The organism is Hanstruepera sp. CR43, from assembly GCF_055227665.1.
The window spans coordinates 815,933-842,149 of record NZ_CP200078.1; the positions used below are offsets into that span (position 1 = coordinate 815,933).

Here is a 26,217-nt window from a genome sequence, read left to right on the forward strand (position 1 = left end):
TTTTTTATTTTATAATTTTAAAAACTATGCCTTCGCTGGAATTTGCTTTAAAATCTCCAAAACAAATTTCCAATATTTTTGAACTGATGAAATTTGAGCACGTTCATCTGGAGAATGAGCACCTTTGATATTAGGTCCAAAGCTAATCATATCCATGTCTGGATAGTTTTGCCCTAAAATACCGCATTCCAATCCTGCGTGACACGCAGCAACATGAGGTTTTTCATTGTTCATGTCAATATAAATACGCTCCAGAACTTTTAATATTTTGGAATCCATATTGGGTTGCCAACCCGGATAATCTCCTGAAAATTCCACTTCACAACCAGTTAATTCAAAGGTAGCCCGAAGCATATTTGCTAAATCCCATTTCGAGCTTTCAACAGATGATCGGGTTAAACATTCAATCTTAATCTCACCATCTTTAATGGAAACCTTTGCTATATTATTTGAGGTTTCAACCAGGTCAGGAATATCAGCACTCATTCGGTAAACACCATTACAGGCAGCATATAAAGCTCGCGTCACACCTTCCTGAACCCCTAAATCCATAATCATTTTTGGGGTCTCACATTTGGTCACGATAATTTCCAAATCGGGTTCCATAGTCCTCAATTCCGACTGAATAGTTTGAGCCAATTGGGCCATCTCCATAATAAAAGCGTCTTCGTGAATGGCATCAATAGCCACTATGGCTTGACTTTCCCTGGGTATGGCATTCCGGAGACTTCCACCATTTATTTCGGAAATTCGCAAACCAAAATTTTCAAAACCATCAAAAAGTAAACGGTTCATAATCTTATTGGCATTACCCAATCCTTCATGTATTTGCATACCCGAATGACCGCCTTGTAATCCTTTAACAGTAATAGAGAATCCTATTTTAAATTCAGGAGTCTCTTCTAAATGATAGGCTCTCGTTGCTGTGACATCAACACCACCTGCACAGCCCACACCTATTTCATCATCCTCTTCTGTGTCCAGATTTAAAAGAATACCACCTTCTAACAACCCTCCTTTTAATCCCATAGCTCCTGTCATGCCTGTTTCTTCATCAATTGTAAACAAGGCTTCAATGGCTGGATGTGGTATATCTTTGCTTTCTAAAATGGCCATAATGGTCGCGACACCTAAACCGTTATCAGCTCCTAATGTTGTTCCATTAGCTCGAACCCAATCACCATCTATATACATGTCAATACCTTGCGTGTCAAAATCAAATTGAGTATCGTTATTTTTTTGATGCACCATATCCAAATGGGATTGCAAGACGACAGTCATACGGTCTTCCATTCCTGGCGTAGCTGGCTTTTTAATAATGACATTTCCCACGGCATCCTCAATGGTTTCCAAACCTAATTTCTCACCAAAATCTTTCATAAATGCTATAACGCGCGCTTCTTTTTTAGAAGGTCTGGGCACAGCATTTAAATCGGCAAACTTATTCCATAGTACTTTTGGTTCAAGTTCTCTTATCGCTTCATTCATAAGTATCGTTTTAAAAGTCGGACAAAGGTAATTATATTGCATTGAGTATTAAAACTATTCCCTATTTTTGAGTTATGCACAAAAACCCAAAGCTATATATTGCTCTGGCTTTAATTCCCCAAATACTGGTTGTTAAAGCCTTATCCTACATTCCTGAAATTGTTGAAACTTATTACAGTAATGGTCTGTATCAGTGGGTTTCCAAACTGTTTAGATGGGTTTTTGGATGGCTACCCTTTTCGTTTGGTGATATTTTTTATACGCTTTCCATAATCTATGTCATTCGCTGGTTTTTTAAAAATCGTTGGCGAATAGTTAAGGACACCAAAAACTGGCTAATCGATATTTTTGCCACCATTTCCATTGTTTTTTTTGCTTTTCATTTTCTATGGGCCTTAAACTATCATAGGCAGCCTTTACACCAGAATTTAAATTTAGAAGCAGATTATACAACGGAACAACTGGTTTCTGTAACCAAAATGCTAATTGATAGATCAAATGACGCTCATGAGGCTATTTCAAAAGATGATAGTGCTAAAATAGAGATACCGTACTCAAAAACTGACATACTAAAATTAGCGCCTGAAGGGTATAAAAATTTACAGCAAGAATATCCGCACTTGGCTTATTCGCCGTCCAGCCTAAAAAAATCTCTTTATAGCTTACCTCTCACCTATATGGGGTTTAGTGGCTATCTGAATCCTTTGACCAATGAAGCACAAGTTGATAGACTTATACCATCATTCAAATTCCCAACAACAGCTTCTCACGAAATTGCCCATCAGTTAGGATATGCTGCCGAAAATGAAGCTAATTTTATCGGAGCCTTGGCTTCCATGCATCACGATGACATCTACTTTAATTATAGTGGTTACACCTTTGCACTTCGCCATTGTTTATATGAAGTTTATAAACGAGACCCAGAAATTTATGCTGAATTGCTAAATTCCATTCACTATGGTATACTAAAAAATTATCAAGAAGTCCAACTATTTTGGGATTCCTATAAAAATCCTACCGAACCATTTTTTAGAAAAACCTACAATAATTTTTTAATTGCCAACAATCAAACAAAGGGCATGCAATCATACAGTTATGTTGTAGCACTATATGTGAATTATTTTCTTTCCCCATAATTCCTGAAATGTTAAAATAAAACAATTGGGTTTCTGTCCACATCTGATTGACTATCTTTAATCCTTAAAATTTCTAACCAACAATTCTATGATTAAAAAACTCATTATTCCTGTTTTTTTATTGTGTTGTTATTATTCGTCGGCACAAAAATATTTTCCAAAAAACGATGGTGTCAAAGCTGAAAATTCCAATTACACAGCCTTTACCAATGCCACCATATACGTTTCACCAACTGAAACCATACAAAATGGAACCCTTTTAATAAAAGATGGTAAAGTTGTTGCCAGTGGACAATCGGTTAACATTCCTGATAATTCAGTGGTTTATGATTTAAGCGGTAAACATATCTATCCATCTTTTATTGATGTTTTTACAGATTTTGGCATTAAAAAACCGCAACGAGCCGAACGTTCTAATTCCCCTCAATATGATGCGTCGCGAGAAGGTTATTATTGGAATGATCACATAAAGCCAGAACAACATGCCATTGAACATTATAATTTTGATGCTAAATCGGCTAAAGAATTACGCGAGGCTGGTTTTGGTGTTGTCAATACCCATGTATCTGATGGTATTGTTCAAGGTACTGGCAGTATTATAGCATTAGCTCCTAATACAAATGATGCCGAACGCATTTTAGACGATCATAGTGGCCAGTTCTATTCAACTCGAAAAAGTGTAACGTCCAATCAGGCTTACCCTACCTCATTAATGGGAACTATTGCGTTGTTGAAGCAAGTAAATTACGATGCTGACTGGTATGCCAAAGGTTTGTCTGAAGTGACTGATCGATCATTGGAAGCTTTTAATCAAAATAAATCATTGGTTCAGTTCATGGATGCAGGAAGCAAAATGAATGCTTTGCGATTTGATAAGGTTGGTGATGAATTCAGCACACAATATGTTATTGTAGGTGGTGGTGATGAATATGAGATTGTTCAGGCCATCAAAGCAACCAACGCGACATTTGTGATACCAATTAACTTTCCCGATGCCTATGATATGGAGGATCCATTCTTGTCACAAGCTGTTGGCCTTTCGGAATTACGTGAATGGAATCAGCGCCCTTCAAATCCAAAAGTTTTGAATGAAAACGGCATCAAATTTTCCTTGACAACCCACGATTTAAAATCGCCTAAAGAATTCAAAGACAACCTTTTAAAAGCTATAGAATATGGTTTTGATAAAACAGCAGCTCTGGAAGCTTTAACAACTATTCCTGCTAAAACTTTGGGCAAAGAATCCGTTCTGGGGAAACTAAAACCAGGTTTTTATGCAAACTTCCTAATCACTTCTGGTGATATTTTTGATAAGGAAACCACTTTATATGAAAATTGGTCAATAGGTGACAGACATGAAATTACACCATTGGATGCTATAGATATTCGTGGTGATTATACATTTACTGTGGCAGGACAAAAATATGAGGTCTCCATTTCTGGAGAAATTACTAAACCGAAATCCAAAGTTAAAACAGCCAGTCATGAACTGGGTTCTAAGGTTATGCTCAATGATGATTGGATAACGTTAATTTTTTCTGGGATTGATTCAACCAAACAAGATTATACGCGACTAACGTCAAAAATCATTACAACCAATAACTTTAATGGCGTTGCCATATTACCGAACGGCAATGAGACTTCCTTTTATGCCACCAAGAATGTAAAAGAAGATGCTTCAGAAGATAAAAAGGACGATAAAGCAAAGGAAGAAAGCACACCAAAAGTATTTCCTGTAACCTATCCTAATGAAGCCTATGGTTTCACCGAATTACCAAAACCAGAAACTATTCTATTTAAAAATGCTACCGTTTGGACCAATGAGACTGATGGTATTTTAGAACAAACGGACGTCTTAATAAAAGATGGCAAGATTTCTAAAATTGGTCAAAATTTAAGTGCTGGAAACGCTCAAATAATAGACGCTTCAGGAAAACATCTGACTGCTGGAATTATTGATGAACACTCGCACATTGCTACAGCCGATGTTAATGAAGCTGGGCATAATTCCACTGCCGAAGTCAGCATTGAAGATGTTGTAGATTCTGAAGATGTTGATATTTATAGAAATTTGGCAGGTGGTGTCACTTCTATTCAAATATTACATGGTTCGGCCAACCCAATTGGCGGTCGTTCAGCCATTATAAAATTAAAATGGGGTGAGTCTCCCGACAAACTCATCTATAACAATTCGCCTAAATTCATCAAGTTTGCTTTAGGTGAAAATGTAAAGCAGTCCAACTGGGGTGATAATGTGCGTTCACGCTTTCCTCAAACCAGAATGGGCGTTGAACAAGTTTATATCGATTATTTTACACGTGCTAAAGCCTATGATGCAGTCAAAAAAAGCGGCAAACCCTATCGTAAAGATTTAGAAATGGAAGTTCTTGCTGAAATACTGAACAAAGAACGTTTTATTACCTGTCACTCCTATGTGCAAAGTGAGATCAATATGCTGATGAAAGTCGCCGAGCAGTTCAATTTTAACATCAATACGTTTACGCATATTTTGGAAGGTTATAAAGTTGCTGACAAAATGGAAGCTCATGGTGTTGGCGGTTCAACATTCAGCGATTGGTGGGCCTATAAGTTTGAAGTTAACGATGCTATTCCTCAAAATGCCGCGATTATGCATAACCAAGGGGTTGTTGTTGCTATTAACAGTGATGATGCCGAAATGTCCAGGCGTTTAAATCAAGAGGCAGCCAAATCTGTAAAATATGGGGGTATCAGTGAAGAAGAAGCCTGGAAATTTGTAACCTTAAACCCAGCAAAATTATTACATATTGACAATCGTGTTGGTAGTATTAAAGAAGGTAAAGATGCTGATGTGGTACTGTGGAGTGACAACCCATTATCGATTTATGCCAAAGCCGAAAAAACTATTATTGATGGTACTGTATATTTTGATATTGACCGTGATAAACGCATGCGTGACACTATGAAACGCGAAAAAAATGAACTTACGACCATGATGCTTCAGGCCAAAAACAAAGGCTTAAAAACCAAACCTATTGAAAAGAAAGAAGATGAATTGTTTCACTGTGATACCGTAAACTAAAAAACCAGAAAAATGAACGTAACAAAATTATATACCATTATTGCATGTTTTTTAGTAACAAGCATCATTCAGGCACAACAAGCACCTGCTCTTAAACAAAAAAAGGCTGTTGCCATAGTAGGCGCAACGGCTCATATTGGTAATGGACAGGTTATTGAAAACAGTATCATCATTTTTAACAATGGGAAACTTGAAACAGTTGCCGATATGACTACCATTCGCATTAACACAACCGAAATGGAAACCATAAATGCTCAAGGCAAGCACGTTTATCCTGGATTTATAGCTCCCAATTCCACTTTGGGTCTGGTCGAGATAGATGCTGTAAGAGCAACTCAAGACAATGACGAAATTGGGCAAATGAATCCAAATATCCGCAGTATTATTGCCTACAATGCGGAATCTAAAATTGTAGAATCTGTGAGACCCAACGGTGTCCTGATGGGACAAATCACGCCACAAGGCGGCCGTATTTCAGGAACGTCTTCTATCGTACAATTTGATGCTTGGAATTGGGAAGATGCAACTGTAAAGGTTGATGACGGAGTCCATATCAACTGGCCAAGTCCCTATTCCAGAGGCCGTTGGTGGTTAGGCGAACCTAATGTTTTAAAACCTAATGACAATTATCATGATCAAGTAACCGAATTGAGCGATTTTTTTGCAGCTTCAAAAGCCTATTTAGCAGGTGGCAAGAAAGACAAAAACTTACTCTATGAAGGTTTATCCGGTGTCTACAACGGAAAGCAAAAAGTGTTTGTACATGTTAATGATGAGAAAGGTATTACAGACGCTGTGGAATTTGGTAAAAAAATGAAGCTTGACATGGTCATAGTTGGTGGTTACGATGCCTATAAAGTTGGTGCTCTTTTAAAACAGAACAATATTCCTGTTATTTTGAATGGTGTTCATAGTAGACCCAATAGTGATGATGACGATTATGATTTACCTTATAAAGCAGCCAAATTATTGGTTGACCAAGGTGTACTCGTTGGTTTACAATCCGAAAGCAGGAATGAACGTATTAATACACGAAACATCCCATTTTATGCTGGGACTTGTGTTGCCTATGGATTGGATAAAGAAGAAGCCTTAAAACTTCTAACATCAAACACTGCTAAAATTTTAGGTATTGATGATTTTTGCGGAACACTGGAAGTTGGCAAAGATGCCACCCTATTTATTAGTGAAGGTGATGCCTTGGATATGCGAACCAATATTTTGACTCATGCTTTTATACAAGGTCGAGAAATTAGTTTGGAATCGCATCAAACAGAGCTGGCAAAACGGTATTCTGATAAATATAAAAACCAATAGCATAAAAAAAGCCTCAAGTAATTTGAGGCTTTTTTTTGACACTAATTTATAATGAGCTTTTTTATCTCCTGAATGTCATCGTTGTAAAACTTGATAACATACAATCCAGTGGATAAATTAGAAACATCTACTCGGAAATTGGTTGTTTCCAAATTGTACGAGGTATCTGAAATTAACTTGCCTTGAATATTATAAATTGCTATAGATAATTGATTTCCTAATTGACTACTTGTGCTGATATTTAATATATCATTTACAGGGTTAGGATAAATAGTGAAATATGTTGCATTGTAATTCTCAACACTTAATGTAACACCGTTTTCTAAATAATCTGGGATACCATTGGTATTAGTGTCATCATCTGTTGGATCTCCGTTGTTATTATAATCTTCTTCAATGGTCAACAAACCATCGCCATCATCATCATTGTCTAAATAATTCTCAATTAAATCACCATCTGTATCTACAAAGTTATGCAATATCCTGCCTTCATCAATATTTATTTCAACCGAAGTGGGCACACTATCTCCATCATCATCCGTATCTAGGTAATTAGGAATGGTATCTTCATCTGTATCATCATCATCCAAATTGTCGTTTTCATTCAAATCTTCATCAACATCAGCTACTCCATCACCATCTGTATCTTCTTCAACATTAATGGTTACACAACGAGTAACCACAGCATTGACTTCTTCACATGATGAATTTAAGGCTGTATAAGTTAACTCCAAAGTATAGGTAGTGGTAGTTGTAGGGCAAACATTTAACGTGTTATCCGTTCCTATTTCTGTATTACTTTCATCGAACCATTTGATACTGTAAGTTCCTGAACCAGTTGGGTAAAACTGCCACGCTTCGCCATTGGTTAAAGATGGATCACCAACTACCCAGTCAGATGTATTACGTTCTGGTGCTGCCAAACCTTGAGTACCTGCAACATTTTGAATTCCCAAAGCTGCTCTTCCACCTGCCCAACCAGTGCAAACTGGCTTATGGTAAATGTAAACCTCAACAACATTGGTTGTTTCATAAAAATATATTTGTTGGAAAGTTCTTAAACTAGTACAGTTATAATGGGGAACATTAAAAAAATTATAAGTAAATACCCTAAAAGGTGCTTGGCCTTTTACTCCATAGGTAATGTAATATGTAGTGGGATCTTCACCTTCATTGGCATCCATATCATGAATTGCCCCAAAAATATTACCATCTTTTAAAGCTGCATCCGTATTGCTTGGTATAAAAGCACCTTCTTCTGGTGCAAAATGATGGAATTGATTAGTGGTTAAATTTGGATCAAAACTAACCGCTCCATTTGTTGATAGTCTCGACTCAGAAAAGCACTCTTCATACATTGTAAAATTGAATCCTATAGGAATTGATTGACTCCATCTATCATCACCAAATAAACCCGTATCAGAACCAACATCACCAAAACCCCATGAAGGATTAAAGTTGATGGAACGAACTGCATAATCACTAGTCTCTCCTATTTCAGTATAGCTTGCCACTAAATCAACGCAATCCCCAATTACAATATTAAAATCTTCATCACTGGATGTAATTGTTAAATTATGACTTCCTTGACCACTGGAAAAAACACTTGGTGGACATACTTGAGCTGTAATATAAATTATGGGATACAATAAAGTTAAAATGCAAAGAGTCGTTTTTTTCATTTTTATACCGATTAATTATAAGTAGTAAAAATGCAAAAAAAAATTAGAACGCCCTTTAATTCTTTATTATTTCTTGATTAATTTAAACGTTTTTTTCATTGAATCACAACAACTTATCTTCAAAAGATAAGCTCCGGCATTTAATTGCGAAAGATTTAGACTATTGCCATTTATTCTTTTTTTCATTACCAATTTTCCAACAACATCAAATATCTCTACCGTAAAATCATTGGTTTCACTCTTTGAAACTATATTAATGATGTCGTTTGTTGGATTAGGGTAAATTGAAAAAGTTGTATTATCATACTCTGAAATCGAGAGATTATTAACAAATGTTGTTTCGAATGTATTGGTTGTGACTGCTGGATTGAAATCAAAATAGATATCTGCATAATTTGGAATGACATCGCCTAAAGCATAACCTGACATAGGTTTGATTTTAAAATAGACATAGCCATGACTGTTAGGTTCGTCCATACTTTCGCTTGGCAATTCAATGTCGTCAAATTGCCATGTCAGGTTATTATCTGTACGCGTTAATACATAATCGTGACTGGCATGCAGCATTTTAAATGTCGAGGCATCCAACTGGGAATCCAAGACATCTTCAATACGGATATCTATAGCTTCGGCAGTTCCCAAGTTTTGAAATCGGATGGTGTAGTATAGGTAATCATTACTGGTAAAATCATCCCATACAATTTTAGGCCCATGGGATTCCATTTTGTCATTAGGGTCGTAAGAATTAACCACTATTTGCGTTAATATAGACTCATTATTATCCAGATTAAGATCATCAACATTATATGTTACTGAATTCGTTACAATATCGCCAGAATTTGCAGTTGTAGGAACATCAAGTCTTATTGTTATATATTCCAAATAGCCTGGCAGCAAATCATTAAATTCTAAAATAAAACCACTAGTTGTATTAGTAATTGAATTTCCGGATTCCACACCAAAAACTTCAATTAGAGATAATATATCATCATGGGTAAATTCAACAGTACCGGAAATTGGGATAGTTCCATAATTTTTCACAACTAATACATTATTATTAGGCACTCCAGGTCTAGGAGACACATTAGAAATTAAATATACCCCAATGTCGTTACATTCACCAATAGGAACTAAAGGGAAATCTATTCGAACCGTTTCACTATTCGTAGCTGTGGCATCCTCAACCAAAGTTATGGTCTGATTCAAACAGCTATTGTATTCATCAAATATAGTAAAACCAACATCATAAGTATCCCCTTCTTCCGCCACCGATAAAAGAAATCTACCAGAATTTGAAACCACGGAGTGAACAATACCATCATTATTTAATTCGTAAGTAAATTCACCTCTTCCATAATTCACCTCGGAATCGTCAAAAATCATATTAGAATTTTCATCTAGAAATGCATTGATATCTAATATCCCTACATAATCATCACAACCAGCAACAAAAGCTACTATAAACGAACTCGAACAGGCACCATTTGTAGTGTATTCAACAGAATAAATGGCTCCAATTGTAGCCCCAGTTACAGAACCCGTTGCAGGATCAATTACAGCACCATCACCTGGATCCGGATTAAAAATAAAAGCACCTCCTGGAGTACCTGTTATTGTTGCGGTTCCACCGTCGCACGTTGGTGTCATAAAAAAACTCGAATCATCACTAAGTAATAGCGTAACACATTCTGTACTAGAGACCGTTGTGGTTCCTGAAAATGCGTAGGTAACACAGTATGTTTCCCCAGGTATTCCTTCTGTAATTATTCCTGTTATAGGATCAATCGAAGCACCATCAGTTGGTACTGGATCAAAACTAAAAGTGCCTCCAAAATCACCTAGTATGGTTACTAGAGCACCATTACAACTTGGCATGAGGAAGAAAGAAGGGTCTGGACAATGGACAACCAATTCATAAGTTTCAAAAACCAATACATCATGCGTTGAAGAATTTAATGGCTCCGCGCGCATAAATATGGCCTGACCATTTGTACTCTCATATACTTCTGGATTGGCTATTGGGTTGGCACCCGTATCAGCATCGGCCTGTGTTAAATGATGGGTTGGTTGGTTGTAATCACTGGCACTTGCATCAACCATGCAAAATGGATAGATATCGTCCAAAACAGTCAAATCAAATATGGCCAAACCGTCATCGTTATCATCACAAGCTGTTAACTCGGTTATACCACAAGGTGTTTGTGCATTAATTGTATTTAGAAAAGATACCAGAATAAATATCAGAAAAAGTAATTTTTGTTTCATATTGCCATAACTTTGCATTAAAGATAACAAAAAGATTTGGAGCAACTTAAACGAATATCCAGTACCCAAAACCCATTTATCAAAGAGCTTTACCAGCTTAAGGAGAAATCACGTTCCAGAAAACAATCTGGTCAATTTTTAATTGAAGGTGTTCGCGAAATAACACTTGCCACAAAAGGCGGCTATGATTTATCAGACATTTTATTTCTGCCTGAATTAATATCGGAACAAGCTGTAACCAAACTAACGAGCAAGTCCACAGAACTTATTGAAATTTCTAAAGATGTGTATCAAAAATTGGCACACCGCGATACAACCGAAGGTGTTTTGGCGGTTTCTAAATCCAATGACCATAACATCAATAATCTGATATTTAACAGACAAAATCCATTAATATTAGTAGCAGAAGCTCCTGAAAAACCAGGTAATATAGGTGCACTATTGCGCACGGCAGATGCCGCCAATTTAGATGCTGTAATTATTGCCAATCCTAAAACCGATTTATACAACCCGAATATTATTCGTTCCAGCGTTGGTTGCTTATTTACAAATCAAATTGCGACAGGAACCACCTCTGAAATTATTCAGTTTTTGAAAAAAAACAATATCCTTATTTATTGTGCGGCTTTGCAGGCCTCACAAGATTATCATATACAAGATTACACAAAACCAACGGCTATTGTCGTAGGAACAGAAGCCACTGGATTAAGCAATGAATGGCTTCAGGAATCTACCCAAAATATTATCATTCCCATGCAAGGAGAAATAGACTCCATGAATGTGTCAGTTGCCGCTGGAATTCTTATTTTTGAAGCCAAAAGACAACGCGATTTCAAATAATTATCATGACTGCTACTACGCTTTTTTGGATTATCATAGCCATTATTATTCTCAATTTTATCATTGACAAAATATTGGATGCACTTAATGCCAAGCACTTTAATGACAATCTTCCCGAATCCATTGAGGATGTTTATGATGATGCTGAATATAAAAAATCCCAAGCTTATAAACTGACCAATTATAAATTTGGTATTATGACCTCAACATTTTCATTGCTATTAACACTGGCCTTTTTGTTTTTAGATGGGTTTGAGTATGTTGATAATATCGCCAGGAACTATTCTGAAAATCCTATTTTGATTGCTTTAATATTTTTTGGAATCATCATGATTGGCAGCGATATACTCACAACCCCGTTTTCATACTACAAAACCTTTGTAATTGAAGAACGTTTTGGATTCAATAAAACCACAAAAAAGACTTTTATTCTTGACAAAATTAAAGGTTGGATTATGTTGAGCATTTTAGGTGGTGGAATATTAGCGGCCATTATCTGGTTCTATAATGCTACTGGCAGTTATTTTTGGCTATATGCCTGGGGATTGGTAACTGTATTTACTGTTTTTATGAATATGTTTTACTCCCGTCTAATAGTTCCCTTATTCAATAAACAAGCACCCTTGGAAGCTGGCGATTTGCGAGATAAAATTTCAGCATATGCTGAAACAGTCGGTTTTAAGCTGAACAAGATTTTTGTCATTGATGGCTCCAAACGCAGTACTAAAGCCAATGCCTATTTTTCAGGTTTCGGCAGTGAAAAACGGGTTACGTTATACGACACCTTAATTAATGATTTAGATGAGGAAGAAATAGTTGCAGTGTTAGCTCATGAAGTGGGACACTATAAAAGAAAACACATCATTTTCAACTTAATCACCTCTATTGCATTGACAGGATTGACTTTATATATTCTATCCATTTTTATATCCAATCCGCTATTATCGAACGCATTAGGAGTTGAAATACCTAGTTTCCATATTGGATTGATTGCTTTTGGACTATTGTATTCGCCTATATCAGAAATCACAGGATTAATAATGAATTGGTTTTCCAGAAAATTTGAATATCAGGCCGATAATTATGCCAAGGAAACCTATAAAGCTGAACCGCTAATTACCTCATTAAAAAAGTTATCTAAAAATAGTTTAAGTAACTTAACACCGCATCCAGCTTATGTGTTTATGCATTACTCGCATCCTACGCTACTGGATAGAATACAAAATTTAAAGACTTAACAATAATCTCGTTAGTTTTACAGTTTTATAGGTATAACCAATCCATAAATGAGAAAGGTCATTTTCCTATTTGTTTTATGTACACTAATGTATTTCAGTGCGTTATCACAAACCCCAGAACCCAATGACAGCAAACATGAGAAATGGGAATACGTCCTTGAAGATACCGGTGACATTCTACAATTAGCACTGCCAATTGCTGCTGGATTGACAACCATCATTAAAAAAGACTGGCAAGGCAGCAAACAATTTGCTTTTTCCTATACAACTGGCATTGTAATAACACATTCCTTAAAACGCATTATACATAAACCTCGTCCTGAAGGTCGCGAATTATATGATGCATTTCCGTCAGGTCATACCACATCCGCCTTCAGCGGTGCATCATTTATTCAACGTCGCTATGGATGGAAATATGGGAAATGGGCATACTTAATGGCCGCTGTAGTGGGAGTCAGTCGTATGGAAGGTCCTGATGGGTGGCATGATATATGGGATGTGCTTGGTGGTGCAACAGTCGGAATTGGAAGTACTTATATTTTTACAAAACCATATGAAAAGAAACCAAATTTAGAGGTAGGTTTTTATTCAGGAAAACAGGGACATGTTGTAACTTTGAATATCAATTTTAAATTAAAGAAAGCTATCTATGCATCAAATAAAACTTATTTGGGACTTTAGAGGTCCGAACTCTATTCAAACTGCCAGTCATCATGCCATTCATTTAAAGGAATATGTAGCTATTGAAAAATTAGAGTTAGGTATCACAGGCTATGAGGTTATTTCAGAAATGCACAGTGTTGCTTATTTGGTGGTGAATGAGACCGACATGAAAACGGTTAGGGATGCACTTAAGCCCCACAGAGGGCAGATTTACAACAAGTAATTTATCGCTTTGTTGGTTTTGGAGGCATCGTTCCAAAAACCTTATCCCAAAAGGTATTGGATACACCAAAAGCTTTTTCCGGGTATTGATAATGATGTAAATTATGATGTAGCCATAAATTTTTAAATCGTTTAGGAGGTCGCTTAACATGAATGGCGCGATGCACAAACGAATACATCAAATATCCAATAAAAAAGCCGGGGAAAAACCCAAAAACCAAATTGGAAAAACCTACCAACCAAAATACCAGATAAAACATACCAAACAGCATGGAGGCCAAAATAATTCCTGGGAAAGGTGGCATTAACAGTCGTTCTTCATCTTTAGGAAATTGATGATGAGAGCCATGCATGATAAAATGAAAGCGTTGCACCCATTTGGATTCTGTTATCCAATGAAATAAATATCTATGAAGCACATATTCTGCAAAAGTCCAAAATAATAAACCTGATAAAAAAAGTATGACAAATTGTAAAACGGATAGCTTAATAATACCTATCGCCAGATACGCCATACCAATACTTACCATCCCGTAAACAATGACATTTGATATCGGGTCTGTTTTGGTTAGGCGCTCTAAAACGGGATTCTTGAATATTTGCGCCTGACCAGTTTCAAATTTTGTTGTAACCTTCGGGCTCATATTTTTTTATTTACTTAAAAATAAAAAAATAATTCCAAGTAATTAATGGTTTACCGCGAATAATTTGGAGACTCCTTGGTAATGGTCACATCATGAGGGTGACTCTCATTAATACCAGATGCTGTTATTTTCACGAACTGTCCTTTATCTTGCAGTGACGGAATATCCTTGGCCCCGCAATAACCCATACCAGCTCTCAAACCACCAACAAACTGGTGGATGCTTTCATTTAACTCACCTTTATAAGGCACTCGCCCGACGATACCTTCAGGAACCAGTTTTTTAATATCGTCTTCCACATCCTGAAAATAACGGTCTTTACTCCCTTGCTTCATAGCCTCCACAGAACCCATACCGCGATAAGATTTAAATTTTCTACCCTCATAGATAATGGTTTCACCTGGAGATTCTTTCGTTCCAGCTAAAAGAGAACCCAACATCACACAATCAGCACCTGCCGCTATAGCTTTAGGAATATCACCGGTATAACGAATGCCACCATCTGCAATTACTGGGATTCCAGAACCTTTTATAGCTGCAGCTACTTCTAAAACGGCTGAAAACTGCGGAAATCCAACTCCGGCTACAACCCTTGTAGTACATATAGAACCTGGTCCAATACCTACTTTCACAGCATCAGCTCCAGCTTCAACCAGATATTTTGCAGCTTCACCAGTGGCAATATTTCCAACAACGACATCCAGTTTTGGAAATTTTGATTTAACTTCTTTTAAAACATTTACAACACCTTTCGTATGCCCATGAGCCGTATCAATAATAATAGCATCAACACCAGCACTCACCAAGGCCTCTGCTCTATCAACAGCATCTCCTGTTACACCAATGGCAGCTGCCACACGTAGACGTCCATAAGAATCTTTGTTAGCTATTGGTTTTTGGGTGAGTTTCGTAATATCCCTAAAGGTGATTAAACCAATCAATTTATAATCATCATCAACTACGGGTAATTTCTCAATCTTGTTTTCCTGAAGAATATCTTCTGCATCAACTAAAGAGGTTCCTTGTCCTGCCGTAACCAAATTCTCTGAAGTCATCACTTCAATGATAGGACGATTATTATCTTTCTCAAATCGCAAATCCCTGTTGGTAACAATACCCTTCAGTACACCATGATCATCTACAATTGGAATACCACCAATGCTATGCTCTGCCATATTTTCTTTGGCATCTCTAACAATAGCTGTCAATGGTAAGGTTACCGGATCGATTATCATACCGCTTTCAGCTCGTTTCACCTTACGCACCTTGGAAGCTTGCTCCTCAATGGTCATATTCTTGTGCAATACACCAATACCGCCTTCTTGTGCAATAGCAATGGCCATTTTACTTTCGGTAACGGTATCCATTGCTGCGGATACAATAGGAACATTTAAAGCAATATTCTTTGAGAATTTTGAAGTAATACTAACTTCTCTAGGTAAGACTTCTGAAAAAGCTGGAACTAATAGGACGTCGTCATAGGTTAGACCTTCTCCTAATATTTTATTTTGATGTGCGATCATGATGCAATTACGATTATAATTGCATGCAAATATACAACTTAAAACAGTAACTATCTTTTAAGTAAGGGTTAATTTATTTATAATGTGCTTTGCAATAGTCTCGCAATGTTCCTAAAGCATACTCGTAACGCGTTTTAGCATCTGTAATGTTGCCTTTAAAGCGTATTTCTGAAGGAACCAAAAGCGCATAAAACCCTTTACCTTGGGACATGCGCTTGATGGTCTTAAGAGTTTCTGCATCAATATCTGCATAAATTTCCTGAAGCCAATGATACTGTTCCGAGTACAATATTTCCTTGTCCCATTCAATAGCCGTTGAATCCTGTAACTTTTTAGAAGAATTGTAAATAGCCTTTAACTTCAAAAAAACCGAATTAAAAACCATCTCGCTACCTTGGTAGGCATATTCCTTAACTGATTTTTTAGTAAACAAACTAAAAGGAAAGGCCTTGGTCAATCGTAATTTTTTAGATATATAATGTGCCATTTTAGGCCAAATGACTTCATGACCCTTTGCTTCCAAACTTTTATAGTACCATTCATAAAAGTCACGCCGTTGCATAATGGTCTGATATTCCTGGGGCAGTTGATTTTCTAAATTGTAGTTATTGGCTTGTTGCCAAACTTGGCTATTTTTTTTCCTATCTGATTTCAACCAATCTGAAGGCATCAGTTCTAATAGTCCTGTTTGCCTTTGATATTCTTTTAAAGATTGCCATTCCGAGGCAGAGACCTTAAAAAAAGAAAACCATAAAATAAAAACCCAAGCATATTTCATGTTATAATATTACGAGGGTCTATGCTATTAAACAAATTTTATTATCAAGAGCTATTTAATCCAATAAAAACTTAAAGCCTGCAGAAAAAATATTGGCTGTCAAACCATCACTTCGATCATAATAACCATATCGAAAGTCAATACTCTTTAAGCCAAATTTCCAAATATGCATGGCTGTAAAAATATCCGTATAATTAAATCCAAATCCATATTGATGACTATGAAATTTAGATAGATCATAATCTGAAGTGTAAAATTCTTGTGTTGAAAGATGCATTTCATAAGGTGCAAAATAGTCTGCCGCAGTTTGTGTATAAAAGCGATAAACAGGATACACTGTAAACTTATCCGATATTTTAAAAGGTACTTCAATACTGGCTGTATGCGAATTCACACCCCAATCATCATTGTAAAAACGATAATAGGTTCTAAATGTCAATCGTTCATTTAAAAAATAGTTTAACCGCATACCAATTGGAATTTTAAATCTGGAATCTGGCAAGCGCTCCACATCGTCAGCCAACTGAAAATCATCAATATAAAAATCTGGTTGATCCTTAAAATATACACGCTGATGTGGTGTGGACAAAAGCCCTTGCTGTTGCACAAAATCCACAAAAACTGAAGCCTGCAAATTTTTGGTCAATATTTGTGAAAAGCTTAGTGATACACTATAGGAATTTCGGCTTTCATCGTTAAAGGCTTGATATTTAAATGGATTGTAGGTTCCTGTGCCTACAATATCACTGCTAGAAAAGCCAGGACGTAATTCAATAGGATACTGTGGATTCCAACTATCCAAAAATACATTGGCCTTAATACTGATTTCGGTGTTTTTTTCATTAAACAAGTGCGTATAGCTTCCTCCAAAACCAATGGAAAAATAATCATACTCCGAAGCCACACTTAAATGGCCTTCAACAATATGATTTCTACTATCAGAACTATGCGCATAACTGATGGTTCCACCTGTCCAAACATCGGAAGCTGAAGCACCTGATGAATCCGAATAAGGACTTGCAGGCTGCGGTGAATCAAACGGATTAATATTACTCGAAGATGCCGATGAATAGGCAGAAATACCTGCATCAACGGTTAAAACATCATCACTGTTTAAGGGTATAGCCACAACAATAGTTGGTGTGATATCGGTTAATTTTTCGGTTCCTATCCCTCCTGAAACGGCCGCATGCGTACCATCTTGCGTATAGTAGCTCATCAAGAAATCAACTTCGTTAGTTTCCAAGACCTTCTTTTTGTAGGATGTTGTCTTTTCTGTTTCAATGTCTTGAGCAAAGGTCATCCCTCCTATCAAGGAAAACAATGCTATGATTATTATCTTTCTCATGTTAGTTACAACCACAGCCTCCACCTGTTTTTCCTCCATTAGCTCCTGAAGAGCCTTCGCGGTATAACTGGAAATTGGTTTCAAATCGTTCTATCTTTTTTGCAGAAAGAACCATTTCAGGGTCGTTAATGTTTACCTTATCATATTCCTTAACTGTTACACAGGAAGATAATGTTAACGCCAATACAGAAAGCACTAAAAACTTATTCATTCTTTTGGTTTTATATGATCGGAGTAAAATATAGCTCCGGCTTCGTCAATAATGATACAATCTATTTGATTGAGCTGATTTACAAAATCCAACCCAATATCCTTACCCATAACAAAAATAGATGTCGCCAAAGCATCCGCCAGTTCAGCTTTGGGAGCCAATACACTAACACTTATAACACCTGTACTTGGATAACCCGTTCTGGGGTCTATGATATGGGAATAACGTACATTATTAAACTTCACGAATTTCTCATAATTTCCAGAAGTCACAATAGCGCGATTATCTACTGGTAACATGGCAAAAACATGATCTTTATTCAACGGATTTGTAATAGCAATTCGCCAGGGCTCACCATTGGTTTGGTAACCCCAGGTGTTCATATCGCCTGAAGCATTAATAATCCCTCCAGAAACACCTTTCTTCTTCAATAGTTCTTTAGCCATGTCTGCCGCATAACCCTTGCCGATGGCACCAAAACCAATTTTCATTCCCTTTAATTTCAAGAATACACTATGATTATCGTCATCCAAAATGATATTGTGATAGCCTACTTCAGAAACCGATTCTTCAATTTCAGAGGGTTCAGGCATTTTAGTCATACTACCATCAAACTTCCAAATTCTATCCATGGAGGCATACGAAATATCAAAAGCACCTTGCGTGAGTTTTGAAATACCAATGGCACGTTTAATCAGATTAAACAATTCCGGATCCACAACAACGGGTTTAACACCAGCATTCTTATTGACTAGAGAGGTTTGAGAATTTGGATCCCATGATGAAATTAAACGTTCAATACGTTGAATTTCATTGACGGCATCATCGATATACTCATCTGCTTGTTCTTGAGATTGTGCGACAACAGTTATATCAAACCGGCTGCCCATAAGCTTTAATGTCCGTTTATAGGTTCCTTGTGAGAAAGTCAGTTGAGACACTATAAAAAAACAATATAGAGGCAGAAAATATTTCATTTACTTGACAAATGATTTCAGTTTATCAATATAGGCTTGGGGTTCTAATTTTTCATAACCCATTTCTCCTAAAACCTGTCCGCTTTCATTCAAAACCAGCACCAATGGAAAAAAACCATTTTTATTATACTTTTCAGCCAAACCCCTGTTTTGGGTTTGTAATTCTTCAGACAAGGCGTTTTGTTTTTTTCGTGGAAAATCAGCCTTAACCAATACGACATTGGCATCCGAATAGTTTATAAAGGCATCACTTTGAAAAATTTGTTGGTCCAACTTGATGCATGGTGCACACCAATCTGAACCAGAAAAAACCAAGATCATTGGTTTGTGCATTTTTTGGGCCTCTAATTGAGCCTCTTTAAAATTGTGGTTCCAATTTTGAGAGAAGGTATTAAAACTAACAACGGTCAGTAATAATATTGTAAAATATGTTTTCATTTAAAATCTTTGAAGAAGATACTTTCAAAACGTAAATGAACAACATTTATTTTAATTATTATGCAACTAATGTTACATATGATTTTCTATATCCTTATCTGTAACGTAGCAAACCAATTTCTTGGTGCTGAAGGAATGATACCTGGACCTGGATAACCTGTAGCCCTTCTCGTAAAATATGCACTATCTAATACATTGTTTACACCCGCCTCCAATTTAAAGCGCCTATAAGTGTAAGAAAATGATATATCTAAAATATCATATTCAGGAATTTCCCCAATGACACCGCTGATATTGGCATCTACTGAATTTGTTGCATCAGTATATTGTTGGGATAGATAGGTATATTGAATATTTGTTGCAAAATTTTTATACCCAAATTTAAGTCCTGTTTTAATATTTATCTCTGGAACAAATTCCACACTATTACCTGTAATACCCAATTGCTTCGATTCTGTATATTCTGAATTGATAAAGGAGGTATTTAGAAAGTAATTCCAGCTAAACTCATTATTAAACCCTACAATTTTTTTTAAATTAATATCAAATAATGACTCAACACCATACATGACTGCGTCACCAACATTCGTTCTTAAACTTATTATACGACCATCTGTTTGAACATCCTGTACGAATCCTATTCGACCGTTATAAAAAAGACCGAAAACACCCAAATCATATGACAAAACATCCTTGAACCGTCCCCTGAATCCTAAATCGGCTGTGAAGCCTTTTTCATCCGTAATATTAGGGTCAATAGCAAAAGCAGGGTTGACAATATTAATGTCCGAAAATGTTACCGAACGATAGTTTTGTGATACATTTCCATATATTTCCATGCTCGATGTTGGCTTATAACTCATTCCGATTCCCAATAAGATAAATGATCTATCAAAATTTTGATTTTCCTCAATGGTTTCTTCAAAAATGACATTACCAGCGGCATCGGTATTAATGTTCTTGTAAAACCCGTCGCTTTGCGTTTTTATATATTCAAAACGCATGCCTGGTGTGAATGACAATTTATCGTTTAAATAGAATATATTTTCTCCAAAAACTGCTACATTCAAATTTGGCAAATCAAATTGCGATTGGTTGGCATAGTTAGGAAACCGATCGTTATAAAAATTAAAATCGGGTCCGGTACCTTCGCTGCCAGGTCCTTGCCGTTGAAAATTATCAGCCTTGTAAAACTTTCCTCCTATTAAAAATGTTGCATTTTTTTGTAAAACTTGATACTTACTCAATAACCGGGTTTCAAAACCGAAATTTTTAAAATCCCCCTTTATTAAATCACGTTCTGTGTTCGGATCAATTTGGTCCACTCTATTCGTTCTAAATCCTAGAGCATCACGTGACGCATTAAGCCCAAAGAAATTAAATGTAAAGTTTGTATTTTTCGAAATTTTGTGATTCAACTTTAAATTATATAAAAACCAATCTACCTGAAACCAGTTTCTCCTTCGGTTGCTTTGGTAAGGATCTGTATAAAACATTTGATCCGTGAGCCCTCCTGCTTGCTGTGCCAAATAATGCAGATATGTTATCTCTCCGGTTAATGATGTCCTTTTTGAAAATTCATAACCTACATGTGCAAATACATTTTTTGATTCAAATTCAGAATTTGGTCTAAATCCATCCCCTTTTTTGTAATTAAAATACCCATAATAACTCCATTTGTTTTGGGTACCACTTACACTGGTAAAATTGGTGTATAAACCATAACTTCCTAAAGTATTTCTTGTTATTAGCTCAAAGGGCTTGTTTGGATTTGGACGTTTCATTTTAAAGTTTATCAGTCCTCCAAACTGTGTTCCATATTGTAGTGAAGCTGCTCCTCGGATTACTTGAATTTCTTCCAATCCTTCTGAAGCTGGCGTATAATAACTTTCAGGATAGCCTAAAACATCCGCACTGATATCATAACCATTTTGCCTTGTGTTAAAATTAGCTGTCCTATTGGGGTCTAAACCACGACCACCAATATTTAATTGCAAACCCGCATCATCATTTTGATAAATATTCAATCCAGCCACCTGACTGTAAATTTGACGAGCGTTGTTTGAAGCCAAATTGGCCATAGATTGTTCTACCAAAACCACTTCGGTCTTTTTACCGGCGTAAATGGCGGTTTCTTCCACATCTTTTAATCTGGATAGTTCAAATATTTGAGTTTTTCTAGCTGTTATTTCTACTTCAGAAAGTGTTACGGACAATTCATTTAATTGAACATTTACTTCACTATTTTCTGAAACTGCTAGCGATAATTCGTAAACTTCAAATTCATATGAGAAAAACACCATAGTGATATTGTCTTTGTTTGTTTCAAACTCATAATATCCTGAAGTATTCGTTGTGGCTACCAATCCGGAATCTTTATCATAAACAGAAACCTGACTGATAGCTCTGTTCGTTTTGGCATGTGTAACAATACCCGATATTTTATGCTGCGAATAGGCTGAAATACTCAAAATGAGTATCCAAAATATATTACAATCCCGTAATTTCATCATTAAATGGTAAAATCCACCTTTTATGGCAGAATGATTCTTTTTCTTTATATAAATCGACTGTTTTATCAATAAAAGGCTGACTTAACCGTCCGTTAAGGGCCACATAACTTTCAGCAAAAACCTGAACATTTTTATGCCCTTGAGATGTAAAATGGTCTCCTAAAAAATGGGCATACTCCAAAATAAAATCGGGTTGAAAACTCATTTGTTTTTCCTGAAAAGCCGTTAAAAAATCGGTATTATCAACTGTAAACTGCTTCCCTGTTTTGGCATCTTTAATGGTAAATGTTGTATAGCCCATTTTTTCCATAAGCATAACACGCCATGAAAATCGATAACCCTCCTCGGTCCAGAACAATTCCCCAGGATACAACAAATATCTAAATGGAAACAACAACTGAATAACAAAAAACACACTTAAAACCATGAGCACTGCCCTTTGTTTTTTTGATGAGTATTCTTTTTTAGCTATGTTGAATTTCTCGCTACTTAATTGATTTTGGGGTGACAACAACTTCATGACTTTTCTTAAAGCTGAAATAACTTTTTGATGTAAATCAGCATCAAAAAAAATAAGGGTAGAGACAATCATGATAAAAGGAAACATTCCTATAGGAAACAATACTCTTGTAAAGACATGAAAGAAAATAACCAATGCAAACGCAAACCATCGGGTTTTTCTGTAAAGCAATAAAAATGGGATAAGTAAATCATAAAGCATACCTCCCCAGCTCATCGCGAAATGAAACCATTCCTGCTGCATAAACCCTTGTCCCAACCAAGGCAGATCATACTTTGAGGGCAACCATATTTTTAACGGCATGGCTTTAAACAACCAATCTGAATTGAGCTTTGCCAATCCTGCATAAAAATAGACAATTCCCAAAAGTAATTTAATGCTATCAATAGTCCATTTAGGAATCGTTTTAAAGCTTGTTTTTTTTAAAAGATTATCTAAAGAGAAATAGGCATTAGCCGGCAGAAAAATCATTAAAAAACTCAACAAGCTTATAAAGTAATAATGATTTAAATAGGTTGTTTTATCCATAAGCTCGATGTAAGTGAAGCTTAAGAAAAAACTAATAATGGCTATTCAATACTTAAGTCCCAAAGCAACGAGCAAAGCTGAAAGCCCACAAAATCCAAACAACCAGTAAGTATAATGTCCAAGAGGTTGTATCCATTCGAAACCATAATACGAAAAATGAAATTTAGATTCAATATACAGTGTTTCAATCCAACCATTTGCCCAAAAACGGATGATACTATACAACATCATGACACCAAACAATATGCGAAATACTGCCAGAGGTGCTGCATCCGTTTTAGCAATCAGATATGTTTTTAATTTAAACTGCATCCAAAAAGAAAGATTCACTAAATGTCTAGGAAACCTTAATAGCCTTGTTTTGTTTGGTTGTTAATCGCCATCTGCATCAACATAATCAACGCTTATATTGAAAGCCTGAACCATATCTACCTTGAACAATACCACAACCTTTTGTAACTCATCATAGGCTTCAGTCATTTTTGAATTATCCACAGTAATCTGATTTGTAAAGTTGGCATCCAAATCCTGCAATTTAGTACGAGCCAAATTCAATTGATTATTTATGAGTGTGCTTAAATCCTCTCCGTTTTTTACAATATTGAGGTAATCCAAATAAGCTTTAAAACTGTTTTCTATAGTAACACCATTATAAGATCTACCATTAAAGAAATCCTGAACCGCATCTAAAGCTTCCAGCGCCAGTGTTTTTGAAACCGTACTATGATAAAACCCTTCAACTTTTTCGGGCAATGGATCGGTTGAAAAAATTCCAGCAGGAATACCAATTTTATTGGCTCTTAATCCTTTTTCATAGTAATAAATAAAATCATTTGTCAGCTTGTTCGTAGAACTGGTTGCTGTATTGGAAGTACTGTTTACAAACTGATCTCGGTAAACTGAAGTCCAATTATTCAAGACCGTTTCAGTTAGCAACTTCATTTGATCTACAAGGTCGCTTAAATAAGTTCTATAACCGATGGCATTGTCATTAGTTATATAGGTGTCTAAAATTGCTGTATCGGTTTCTGCTAAACCATACAACATATAATCCATTGCTGGAAATCCTACGGCATCGTTATTGTTTGGATGTGTTAAATCATACGTTCCGTTAGCAATATTGTTTTCAATATCCGTAATGGATGTTGGATAAATATTCATTTGAAAACCATAATTTATGGCTTCTGCCTGCCCAATATCAAACATTTCTAAATATTGCCAAACTTTATAAGCATTTAACCAATCAGTACGAAGTGCTTCCAGGTTGGCTTGATTAGGTGTTGCTACAAATGCATCTTTGGTATTGACTAATTCGGTTAGTTTTGCATTTAAATCCTGAAAGGCTGGAATAATAATATTGTCTGCCCAATTAACAAGCAAGGTTTGTCTATTAAAATTGTCAGAAGAAGTACCTGGATTACTATCATCGGAACTACTACATGCTATAACAGCAAGAGCCACAATAATTATTGAAACAATTCTTTTACACATAATTTATAACTGTTTAGAGATTATCATTTGGCAAATAAACAGGCACTTACATCGTGTGTAAAGCACCTGCCTTATTACCGCACTTAAAAACTAATCCATTTTTTATTAATAGGCAGCTTGTTCAACCGTAAAGCCAAATCGTGCTGCTATTTCTTCAGAAATCGTATCCAATGTCTCGTCTGAAACATCCCAAAAACCGTTGCCTGCCATTAATTCAAATACATAATCATTAATCTCGGCATGCGAAAAATACGGTTGGTTAGAATTTGGTTGTCTCGTAAATTGTAAACTATACAGGAAACCAAATCCTTCTGATAATTGATGAAAAGCTGCAGCCATATCACCTTCTGCAATTTTAGTTTTTCCAACTTGTAAATAATGAACAGCACGCACAGCACTTACTTTTGAAATATGTGATCTGATGATTTCAACCTGTTCATCACGAACATCATAATTCTTGGCAACGATAGCTGCTCTTCCCAATTTGAAAGCCTCAAAAACCTCTTCAGCTATACCAGTAAAATCATCATCATTATTAACTTGGTTTAAGTAGGTATTTAAAAAACTATCAGCCCCTAAAACTGGAAGCGTCGGATCCGCTTCAGCGCCATACAGATAACCATAGGCTTCATCCCATTTATGCTCCATAGTGGTGTAAGACTTTCCTTCTTCTACGACATCATTATCATTGTTCATTACATTATCGCCAGCATCCAATACTGACGTACTTAAGTAGTTGTTGAGTATTTGGTCAGTCATCAAGCCACCTATCAGTCCTTTGGCAACAACTTGATTCAATTCTACCCCTTTACCATTTATATAACGAACAGAACCTCCACCTGCTTGTTGTAATTGCCCTGAACTTCCTGCAGTGGCAACAACGTCCCAATTAGGAAATACATTATTAGCCTGATCAGCAATCCACGCATCAAAATCTGCCTTAATAGCATTAGACACCGTTGTATTAGCTGAAAAATAATCGCTAGAAGCAGCTGTCTTACTACGGATATTTTTATTTGAAGCGTTTAAGTTTGCGTCAGTGAAGTCGTTATCATCTTCTGCATGGGCAAACATAGCATCTAATTGTATTTCTGTTTTTGAATTGTCTTTTAATGCCGTCGTTAGTTCACTTGCCATAGCAATTCTCGTGGTTTGCCCATCAAAACTTACTGTTGAAGAACCATCCCGATTAAACACGTAAGTTGCTGGTGCTTGAACTTGATTTTCATTATTGTTTATTATAGCATCATCATCGCTGGAACAAGCGGATAAAAACATGGTAGCTATTGCTACGCCTAGGATTTTTTTATTCATTTTTATTTAGACTTATTATA

At 36.1% G+C, this 26,217-nt stretch carries 20 protein-coding genes and 1 pseudogene; 7 read left to right on the top strand and 14 right to left on the bottom strand.

The genetic code is table 11. From position 1 onward, the window contains the following. Positions 1-24: 24 nt before the first annotated feature. Positions 25-1,488, bottom strand: a complete 1,464-nt coding sequence (locus ACKXGU_RS03570; RefSeq protein ID WP_463466695.1) for an aminoacyl-histidine dipeptidase — start codon at positions 1,486-1,488, stop codon at positions 25-27. 74 nt (positions 1,489-1,562) lie between these two features. Here ACKXGU_RS03570 and ACKXGU_RS03575 point away from each other — a divergent pair, with 74 nt between their 5' ends. From ACKXGU_RS03575 to ACKXGU_RS03585, 3 genes are all read left to right on the top strand, one after another. Then, positions 1,563-2,624 carry a DUF3810 domain-containing protein gene (locus ACKXGU_RS03575; RefSeq protein WP_463466696.1) on the top strand — a complete coding sequence of 354 codons (1,062 nt, stop codon included), beginning with the start codon at positions 1,563-1,565 and terminating at the stop codon, positions 2,622-2,624. An 88-nt stretch (positions 2,625-2,712) separates the two neighbouring features. After that, entirely contained in the window at positions 2,713-5,685 is a 2,973-nt protein-coding gene (locus ACKXGU_RS03580; protein ID WP_463466697.1) for an amidohydrolase family protein, read from the top strand. A 12-nt stretch (positions 5,686-5,697) separates the two neighbouring features. After that, entirely contained in the window at positions 5,698-7,002 is a 1,305-nt protein-coding gene (locus tag ACKXGU_RS03585) for an amidohydrolase family protein (RefSeq protein ID WP_463466698.1), read from the top strand. A 41-nt stretch (positions 7,003-7,043) separates the two neighbouring features. On the opposite strand, the gene ACKXGU_RS03590 is transcribed toward ACKXGU_RS03585, so the two are convergent. Beyond that, the gene (locus ACKXGU_RS03590; RefSeq protein WP_463466699.1) at positions 7,044-8,684 is read right to left on the bottom strand and encodes a T9SS type A sorting domain-containing protein; all 1,641 of its coding nucleotides are present in this window, start codon (positions 8,682-8,684) and stop codon (positions 7,044-7,046) included. Between the two features lie 66 nt (positions 8,685-8,750). Then, positions 8,751-10,949, bottom strand: coding sequence for a T9SS type A sorting domain-containing protein (locus ACKXGU_RS03595; protein ID WP_463466700.1), 2,199 nt, complete (start codon positions 10,947-10,949; stop codon positions 8,751-8,753). Between the two features lie 36 nt (positions 10,950-10,985). Between ACKXGU_RS03595 and ACKXGU_RS03600 the strand changes: the two genes are divergently transcribed. The 4 genes from ACKXGU_RS03600 to ACKXGU_RS03615 are packed head-to-tail and all read left to right on the top strand — an operon-like array spanning position 10,986 to position 13,913. Next, positions 10,986-11,789, top strand: coding sequence for a TrmH family RNA methyltransferase (locus tag ACKXGU_RS03600; RefSeq protein WP_463466701.1), 804 nt, complete (start codon positions 10,986-10,988; stop codon positions 11,787-11,789). A 5-nt stretch (positions 11,790-11,794) separates the two neighbouring features. Beyond that, positions 11,795-13,027, top strand: coding sequence for a M48 family metallopeptidase (locus tag ACKXGU_RS03605; protein ID WP_463466702.1), 1,233 nt, complete (start codon positions 11,795-11,797; stop codon positions 13,025-13,027). Between the two features lie 48 nt (positions 13,028-13,075). Beyond that, entirely contained in the window at positions 13,076-13,708 is a 633-nt protein-coding gene (locus tag ACKXGU_RS03610) for a phosphatase PAP2 family protein (protein ID WP_463466703.1), read from the top strand. Further along, positions 13,677-13,913: a hypothetical protein gene (locus ACKXGU_RS03615; RefSeq protein ID WP_463466704.1), complete on the top strand. Its 237-nt coding sequence runs from the start codon at positions 13,677-13,679 to the stop codon at positions 13,911-13,913. The genes ACKXGU_RS03610 and ACKXGU_RS03615 overlap by 32 nt, the downstream gene beginning before the upstream one ends. A 1-nt stretch (position 13,914) precedes the next feature. Here the strand turns inward: ACKXGU_RS03615 and ACKXGU_RS03620 are convergent, their stop codons facing one another. From ACKXGU_RS03620 to ACKXGU_RS03670, 11 genes and pseudogenes are all read right to left on the bottom strand, one after another. Then, positions 13,915-14,556, bottom strand: coding sequence for a sterol desaturase family protein (locus tag ACKXGU_RS03620; RefSeq protein ID WP_463466705.1), 642 nt, complete (start codon positions 14,554-14,556; stop codon positions 13,915-13,917). A gap of 50 nt (positions 14,557-14,606) precedes the next feature. After that, entirely contained in the window at positions 14,607-16,079 is a 1,473-nt protein-coding gene (gene guaB, locus ACKXGU_RS03625; protein WP_463466706.1) for an IMP dehydrogenase, read from the bottom strand. A gap of 73 nt (positions 16,080-16,152) precedes the next feature. Next, a complete protein-coding gene (locus tag ACKXGU_RS03630) occupies positions 16,153-16,857 on the bottom strand; it encodes an Insecticidal toxin complex protein (protein WP_463466707.1) in 705 nt (234 codons plus the stop codon). A 55-nt stretch (positions 16,858-16,912) separates the two neighbouring features. Further along, entirely contained in the window at positions 16,913-18,205 is a 1,293-nt protein-coding gene (locus ACKXGU_RS03635) for a DUF3570 domain-containing protein (RefSeq protein WP_463466708.1), read from the bottom strand. A 1-nt stretch (position 18,206) separates the two neighbouring features. Next, the gene (locus tag ACKXGU_RS03640; protein WP_463466709.1) at positions 18,207-18,416 is read right to left on the bottom strand and encodes a DUF4266 domain-containing protein; all 210 of its coding nucleotides are present in this window, start codon (positions 18,414-18,416) and stop codon (positions 18,207-18,209) included. Next, positions 18,413-19,393: an FAD:protein FMN transferase gene (locus tag ACKXGU_RS03645; RefSeq protein ID WP_463466710.1), complete on the bottom strand. Its 981-nt coding sequence runs from the start codon at positions 19,391-19,393 to the stop codon at positions 18,413-18,415. The genes ACKXGU_RS03640 and ACKXGU_RS03645 overlap by 4 nt, the downstream gene beginning before the upstream one ends. After that, the gene (locus ACKXGU_RS03650) at positions 19,394-19,831 is read right to left on the bottom strand and encodes a thioredoxin family protein (RefSeq protein WP_463466711.1); all 438 of its coding nucleotides are present in this window, start codon (positions 19,829-19,831) and stop codon (positions 19,394-19,396) included. An 86-nt stretch (positions 19,832-19,917) separates the two neighbouring features. Next, positions 19,918-22,341, bottom strand: a complete 2,424-nt coding sequence (locus ACKXGU_RS03655; protein ID WP_463467404.1) for a TonB-dependent receptor domain-containing protein — start codon at positions 22,339-22,341, stop codon at positions 19,918-19,920. Beyond that, a pseudogene (locus ACKXGU_RS03660) lies at positions 22,322-23,704 on the bottom strand (HTTM domain-containing protein). The gene ACKXGU_RS03655 and the pseudogene ACKXGU_RS03660 overlap by 20 nt, the downstream one beginning before the upstream one ends. A 60-nt stretch (positions 23,705-23,764) precedes the next feature. After that, a complete protein-coding gene (locus tag ACKXGU_RS03665; protein WP_463466712.1) occupies positions 23,765-24,883 on the bottom strand; it encodes an imelysin family protein in 1,119 nt (372 codons plus the stop codon). 105 nt (positions 24,884-24,988) lie between these two features. Then, positions 24,989-26,197 (bottom strand): DUF4856 domain-containing protein, encoded by a 1,209-nt coding sequence (locus ACKXGU_RS03670; RefSeq protein ID WP_463466713.1) that lies wholly within the window; start codon positions 26,195-26,197, stop codon positions 24,989-24,991. Positions 26,198-26,217: the final 20 nt, after the last annotated feature.

Coding starts and splice junctions, on each gene's coding strand:
- ACKXGU_RS03570 (WP_463466695.1), bottom strand. CDS start 1,488: ATGAATGAAGCGATAAGAGAACTTGAACCAAAAGTACTATGGAATAAG.
- ACKXGU_RS03575 (WP_463466696.1), top strand. CDS start 1,563: ATGCACAAAAACCCAAAGCTATATATTGCTCTGGCTTTAATTCCCCAA.
- ACKXGU_RS03580 (WP_463466697.1), top strand. CDS start 2,713: ATGATTAAAAAACTCATTATTCCTGTTTTTTTATTGTGTTGTTATTAT.
- ACKXGU_RS03585 (WP_463466698.1), top strand. CDS start 5,698: ATGAACGTAACAAAATTATATACCATTATTGCATGTTTTTTAGTAACA.
- ACKXGU_RS03590 (WP_463466699.1), bottom strand. CDS start 8,684: ATGAAAAAAACGACTCTTTGCATTTTAACTTTATTGTATCCCATAATT.
- ACKXGU_RS03595 (WP_463466700.1), bottom strand. CDS start 10,949: ATGAAACAAAAATTACTTTTTCTGATATTTATTCTGGTATCTTTTCTA.
- ACKXGU_RS03605 (WP_463466702.1), top strand. CDS start 11,795: ATGACTGCTACTACGCTTTTTTGGATTATCATAGCCATTATTATTCTC.
- ACKXGU_RS03610 (WP_463466703.1), top strand. CDS start 13,076: ATGAGAAAGGTCATTTTCCTATTTGTTTTATGTACACTAATGTATTTC.
- ACKXGU_RS03615 (WP_463466704.1), top strand. CDS start 13,677: ATGCATCAAATAAAACTTATTTGGGACTTTAGAGGTCCGAACTCTATT.
- ACKXGU_RS03620 (WP_463466705.1), bottom strand. CDS start 14,556: ATGAGCCCGAAGGTTACAACAAAATTTGAAACTGGTCAGGCGCAAATA.
- guaB (WP_463466706.1), bottom strand. CDS start 16,079: ATGATCGCACATCAAAATAAAATATTAGGAGAAGGTCTAACCTATGAC.
- ACKXGU_RS03630 (WP_463466707.1), bottom strand. CDS start 16,857: ATGAAATATGCTTGGGTTTTTATTTTATGGTTTTCTTTTTTTAAGGTC.
- ACKXGU_RS03635 (WP_463466708.1), bottom strand. CDS start 18,205: ATGAGAAAGATAATAATCATAGCATTGTTTTCCTTGATAGGAGGGATG.
- ACKXGU_RS03640 (WP_463466709.1), bottom strand. CDS start 18,416: ATGAATAAGTTTTTAGTGCTTTCTGTATTGGCGTTAACATTATCTTCC.
- ACKXGU_RS03645 (WP_463466710.1), bottom strand. CDS start 19,393: ATGAAATATTTTCTGCCTCTATATTGTTTTTTTATAGTGTCTCAACTG.
- ACKXGU_RS03650 (WP_463466711.1), bottom strand. CDS start 19,831: ATGAAAACATATTTTACAATATTATTACTGACCGTTGTTAGTTTTAAT.
- ACKXGU_RS03655 (WP_463467404.1), bottom strand. CDS start 22,341: ATGAAATTACGGGATTGTAATATATTTTGGATACTCATTTTGAGTATT.
- ACKXGU_RS03665 (WP_463466712.1), bottom strand. CDS start 24,883: ATGTGTAAAAGAATTGTTTCAATAATTATTGTGGCTCTTGCTGTTATA.
- ACKXGU_RS03670 (WP_463466713.1), bottom strand. CDS start 26,197: ATGAATAAAAAAATCCTAGGCGTAGCAATAGCTACCATGTTTTTATCC.